Here is a 5,525-nt window from a genome sequence, read left to right on the forward strand (position 1 = left end):
CGCCTAAGAGGGGCTGCGCCCCATCAGGGGCGCGGGGAACTGCGCAGTCTTTTGGCTTTGAGCCGCACGGGGCGCGGCGGCCAGCCCGGTCTTTCAGGGGCGCGGGGAACTGCGCGGGCAACCCCCACCGGGCCGCACCCGAACATGCGACGGTCAGCGGAGCTTTCGGCAGAGGAGCGCGTCCGGCGTGCGGGACGACCCGATGCGGCCCGTGTACGCGACACCCGCCACGTACTCGTCATCCGCACACTGCCCCTTGTACCGCCCGTTGGCGAAGTCCCCGCCCTTGGGGGCCGAGCCCCGGTTGTCGCCCCGGTCGAACCACACCGTACGACCCGCCGTACCGCTGATCACCCCGGCCGGCGCGGCAGCGCACAGCACGGACGACACCGCAGCGCCCCGTACGGCGTACCCGGCCACGAACCGCCCGTCGGCACACTGCAGCTTGGTGTACCCGGACGCCCAGTCCCCGCCCGGCGGCACGTACCGCTCGTCCTTGACGACCTCGGGCGCCCCGGCCGCGTTCGCCAGTGGCCCGGTGGTCACGTCGGAGCACAACCCCCGGTTGCCCGTATGGGCGAGCCCGAGCAGCCGCTGTCCGTCGGGGCAGACGGCCTTGCGGGCGCCCGAGTCGAAGTCGGGCACCCCCCGCATGCGCCGCGAGGCGATGAAGTCCCCGTGGTCGGGGCTGAGCATCGACCACTCCGTGACAGGCGCGACCTGCCCGGTGCGCCCGGTGGCTCCCACGAGCCGGCTCCACGCCGCGGCCCGCCAGTCGTCGCCGTCGTACACGCCCATGCGGTGGCCCGCCGCGTCCCAGTGCAGCAGGGCCCAGCCGTTGCCGGTGCGGTTCTCGTGCCAGCCGACGAGCGGCCAGTACGCGAAGTCGGCGTCGGTGCGCACGAGGTGGTCGACGAAGTTCTCGAACCAGGCCCGCGCCTTGGCGTTCGTCTCCGCCCGGCCGCCCACCCCGAACTCGCTGATCCAGACGGGCGCGGTGAAGTGCTGGTCCTGTTCGGCGGTGACGAAGAAGGCCTGGCGGTTCAGTACGTCGATGAGTTCGGAGGGGCTGAAGTCGCGGTAGCGGGGGTCGGTGGTCTCGCCCGTACCCGTGGCGCCGCTGTGGTTCGGGCCCGTGTAGTCGTAGAAGTGGGCGGAGTACACGAGCTTGCCGGAGTCGACGAGGGTGTGGGACAGGTTGCGTACGGGTTCCAGGGTGGGGCGGCCGTGCGCGAAGCCGTCGACGGGGATGCCGGTCCAGTTGATGCCCTCGACGACGATGAGGAGATCGGCGTTGGCCTCGGTGAGGATGCGGTCGCCGACGCGCTGGGAGGCGGCGAACCAGTCGTGGTCGTCGCCGAGGCCCCAGTTGGGGTCGTCCCAGACGTTGCGGCGCACCTCGTTGTAGAGGTCGGCGCCGACGACCCGCTTGTTGTCCTTGTAGCGGCGGGCCATGAAGAGCCAGTCGTCCTCCCAGGTCTGGACGGACTGGCTCGCGTTCCAGCGTTCGTTGCCGTCGACCCCGCAGCACCAACGGGTCGTGTTGGTGTGGTTGTTGAGGATCACCGCGAGCCCGGCGCCGGTGAGTGCGCCGATCACGGCGTCGTACACCTGGAGCGGCGTCTTTCCGCGGAGTCCGGGGTTGGCGGCGACGGCGTCGTCGGTGACGGGTCGGCTGTCGTGGACCATCTCGTTGGAGAAGGGCAGCCGGATGCTGTTGATCCCGATCTCCTGGAATCCGGCGACGATCTCGGCCATGGGCGCCCGGTCCAGGCCGAGGGGTATCCGCCCGGAGTTCTCGCCCGCGTGATGGCCGGCGTCGTCGTCCACGTTGCCGGAGCCGTTCCACGTGCCGCTGGCGCCGTGCCAGTTGCCGGAGCGCAGCTTGAAGCGGTCGCCGTTCGCGTCGACGATCCAGCGGCCCCGCGTACTGAGCGGGGCCGCCCAGTCCGCCGCGGCCGTGACGGCCTCCGGGGCGGCGGGCGCCGGACCGGCCGAGGCGGCCTGAGCGGGGCCGGAAGCGAGGGGCACCAGGAGAAGTACGGCGGCCAGGGTCGTCCAGCCGAAGGATCCGCGCACGGTCACCATCCCGAGGACTACGTTGTCATGGCAGCGTCATCATGAGGGATGGTCCGGTGTTGGTCCAGGCCTGCGAGGTGAGGACGAGGAGAACGGGTACGGAATCCGAGGAGGTTCAAGCCACCGGGTCGTACCCCTTCCCGCCCCGGCGCAGCGCGCGGGCGCACCAGCCGATGACGAGCGCGTTGACCAGCGCCCCGAACGCGACGGACACGACGGACACGACGGACAGCGCTGCGCCGTCCGGCAGCGGGGGGTGGATTTCCGTCTCTTACCAGGGGTGGAGATCCACGGGGACGGCAATCATCCGGCAGCGGGACGACCATGAGACGCCCCCGGACCTAATCTTGGACACATCGAGAGAGCGGCGGCCCACCGAGGAGAACACGCCGGAGCGAACCCGCCGACGGGAATGCGCGTACCGCTCAGACTCGACGCAATCGCCATCGCCATCACCATCGCGATCGCAATAGTCATCACTATCGCAATGCAATTCGACGCAGTTCAATTCAGGGGGATATCCATGTCTAAGCGCATTCTCATCTCGTCGCTCGCCGCTGTCGTCGTCGTGGGCGCAATCGCCGCCGGCGGGTTCGCCATGGCCTCGTCCTCCTCCGCACCGGCCCTGAGCGACAGCTCGGCCCGGTACACGGCTCCGACCGGCAGCGGCGCGGGCTCCCTGACGTTCACCACGGACGTGCGGGACGACTCCGGCGTCAAGGGCCTCAAGGTCGTCGCCTGGCCCGCCAGTTCGAAGCTCGACCCGACGGAGGCGGAGCTGCGGTCCGTGGACGGCGCCGAGTGCCGGAGCACGTCGGACGAGACGTCCCGCTGCACCTACACGCTGAAGGTCACCGAGAAGGAGGCGGCCGAGCTCGACCGGGGGACCTGGCACGTCTCCGCGCTGGCCACGGCCGAGGACGGCGGCACGGCGTTCGTGTCCCGTGCCGCCGCCTTCGAGGTCACCGGCTGACCGGTCATCGGCAGAGTAGTCATCGGCAGACCGGACCGGTCACCGCCAGGCTCCCGACAGGCTCCGGCTGACGACCGCGCTGAGGACGCGGACGCCCCGCGTCGAGCCCGGGTCGATGTCCGTGAGTTCCCTGGCCCGGCGCAGGCGGTAGTCCAGGGTGCGCGGGTGGACGTTGAGGGCTTCGGCCGTGGCACCGCGGTTCATGTCGTGGCGGTAGTACGCGTCGAGGGTCAGGAGGAGGTCCGGGCCGGATGCGAGGCTCCGGGCCACCCCCCGGAGCCAGTCGTCGACGAACGGCACCTCGGCGACGGCGAGTTCGACGAAGACGTCCGCCGTCGTGTGCGCCCGCAATCGCGCGGACGTACGCCGCAGGGGGGCCGCCCTGCTGATCCGGCGGGCCCGGTCGAGCGCCCCGGCCAGCCCGGACAGCGGCGCACCGGCGGTCCCGACGGCACACAGACGCCCGATCTCCCGGGCGACATCCCCGAGGAGATCGGCCGTCGGTGTGCCGGCTTCGTCCCCCGGCACCAGAGCGATCAGCTCACCGCCCCCGCCCCCGCGCTCCGGACACCAGGTGACGGGCACCCGGTGGGTCTTCGCCAGCGTGTCGATCCCGCTCTCCGGACCACGGTCGCCGGCAGGGCTGTCGGGCACCCGGACCACCGTCACCTCGTAGTACTCGGCCAGTTCGAGGCCCGTGAGCAGCGCGAGCTCCGCCGCGATGGGGTCCTCGGCCAGCAATGCCCGTGCCAGCAGCCCGACTTGTTCGACGTACGGCAGCCGGCGTCGCATCGCCGTCACGAATCCCTGCCGGTAGGCGCCGATGCCGCGCTCGCCCTGCGGGGCGAACCAGCCCATGATGCGCATGAGTTCGTCGACGTCGCCGCCGCGCTGGGCCTCCGTGGCCTCGTTGATCTCGCGCAGCATGAGTTCGGTGTGCACGCGCAGGACCCGTTGCCGTGAATCCAGTGACATTCCGGCCCCGGCCCGCGCCTCGCCCATGGAGGCGATGTAGTCGAGGTCGGCGTCGGTCAGCATGCCGTTGACCGGGGCCAGTTCGAGCGTGCGGCGCCTGAACCACACCGAGTACTCCAGGGTCTCGGACCTGGCCCGGGAGTTCGCGTCCAGCGACCCGAGTTCCGGGATCTCGCGCACGTACGTCTCGACCTCGCGGCGCGCGTTGGCCGACGCCTGCCGGGCCAGCTCGGCGAAAAGGCTCCCCATAGGCATGAGCATGCCATCGCAGGCCAAGGTGCCGGAAGATGAAATCCGGACGGGCGTTTATCACTCCGGGTGAATCGATGAAGGATTTACCGGCGGCGCCTTTGTCACAGTGCGCAAAGTTCCTTGATCCGCCCCTTCTTGTGACCCGATCGGCTTGTCGGGCCGATCCCGCCTGGGCTTAATGGAGACCGCGCAGCGGAATTGTTCCGTACGGGTCAAACGGAGGGGAAAACAATGAAAGCAGCGGTCAAGAAGAGAATCGCGGCGGCGGTAGCGGTCATGTCCGCGGCGACCGCGCTCACGCTGAGCGCGCCCGGCTCCAGCTCCGCCGCCCCCGACGCCACTCCCAGCCTGCGGGCGTACGGGATCTTCGGCACGGGCACCACGATGGCCACGTTCCTGACCGACGACCCGACGACCCTCAACTGGGTCAAGACCATCAAGGGACTCGTCGGCGACACCAAGCTCATCGGGATCGACTTCCGCGTGCAGAACGGCCTCCTGTACGGCGTCGGGGAGAAGGGCGGGATCTACACGATCACGTTCCCGCCGACGACCGTCGACGTGGTCGTCACCAAGGTCTCCCAGCTCGCGGTCGCGCTCTACGGCACCGTCTTCGACATCGACTTCAACCCGGCGGCCGACCGGCTGCGGGTGATCAGCAACTACGGCCAGAACCTGCGGCACAACCTGAACGACGGCACGACGGTCGCCGACACCGCGCTGACCGTCCCGCCGCTCACCACGGCCGCCCAGGGCGTGACCGCGGCCGGCTACACGAACAACGACAAGGTCGGTTCCACCGCGACGACCCTGTTCGACATCGACACGTACAACGACCAGGTCGTCATCCAGTCGCCGCCCAACGCGGGCACCCTCGTCCCGACCGGCCTCCTCGGCTTCGACGCCGGTACGGACGCGGGCCTGGACATCTACAGCACCCTGAGCAACGGCAAGACGGTCTCGAACACCGCCTTCGCCTCGCTCACCCCGTACGGCGCCGAGACCCCGTTCTTCTACCAGGTCGACGTCCTCACCGGCGAGCCGACGCCCGTCGGCCAGTTCCCGCTGAACGTCACGGACATCGCCATCAGCCTCACCGGAACCTGACCTGTCTGTCTGTCTGCCCGCCTGCGGGGGCCCACCGGCTCGCCGCGGACCTGCGCGCCCACGTCGCGCAGCTGCCCGAACATCTCGTCGTTCGACAGCGCGGCACGCCAGCCCGGGATCGACTCGAGCTTGTCGAGCC

General features: G+C 70.1%; 4 protein-coding genes. 2 read left to right on the forward strand and 2 right to left on the reverse strand.

Features of this window, described 5'->3' with window-relative positions; genetic code table 11:
* Window positions 1–153 precede the first annotated feature (153 nt).
* Entirely contained in the window at window positions 154–2,088 is a 1,935-nt protein-coding gene (locus ACFWGJ_RS41245) for a glycoside hydrolase family 5 protein (RefSeq protein WP_387334097.1), read from the reverse strand.
* A 514-nt stretch (window positions 2,089–2,602) separates the two neighbouring features.
* Between ACFWGJ_RS41245 and ACFWGJ_RS41250 the strand changes: the two genes are divergently transcribed.
* Entirely contained in the window at window positions 2,603–3,052 is a 450-nt protein-coding gene (locus ACFWGJ_RS41250) for a DUF5707 domain-containing protein (RefSeq protein WP_387334098.1), read from the forward strand.
* Between the two features lie 39 nt (window positions 3,053–3,091).
* Here ACFWGJ_RS41250 and ACFWGJ_RS41255 read toward each other — a convergent pair whose 3' ends face one another.
* Window positions 3,092–4,276 carry a PucR family transcriptional regulator gene (locus ACFWGJ_RS41255; protein ID WP_387334099.1) on the reverse strand — a complete coding sequence of 395 codons (1,185 nt, stop codon included), beginning with the start codon at window positions 4,274–4,276 and terminating at the stop codon, window positions 3,092–3,094.
* A gap of 234 nt (window positions 4,277–4,510) precedes the next feature.
* On the opposite strand from ACFWGJ_RS41255, the gene ACFWGJ_RS41260 reads away from it, so the two are divergent.
* On the forward strand, window positions 4,511–5,386 hold the full coding sequence (locus ACFWGJ_RS41260) for a DUF4394 domain-containing protein (protein ID WP_387334100.1): 876 nt from the start codon (window positions 4,511–4,513) through the stop codon (window positions 5,384–5,386).
* Window positions 5,387–5,525: the final 139 nt, after the last annotated feature.

It is taken from the genome of Streptomyces sp. NPDC060205, from assembly GCF_042728395.1.
Classification (GTDB): domain Bacteria; phylum Actinomycetota; class Actinomycetes; order Streptomycetales; family Streptomycetaceae; genus Streptomyces.

Coding starts and splice junctions, on each gene's coding strand:
- ACFWGJ_RS41250 (WP_387334098.1), top strand. CDS start 2,603: ATGTCTAAGCGCATTCTCATCTCGTCGCTCGCCGCTGTCGTCGTCGTG.
- ACFWGJ_RS41255 (WP_387334099.1), bottom strand. CDS start 4,276: ATGGGGAGCCTTTTCGCCGAGCTGGCCCGGCAGGCGTCGGCCAACGCG.
- ACFWGJ_RS41260 (WP_387334100.1), top strand. CDS start 4,511: ATGAAAGCAGCGGTCAAGAAGAGAATCGCGGCGGCGGTAGCGGTCATG.
- ACFWGJ_RS41245 (WP_387334097.1), bottom strand. CDS start 2,088: ATGGTGACCGTGCGCGGATCCTTCGGCTGGACGACCCTGGCCGCCGTA.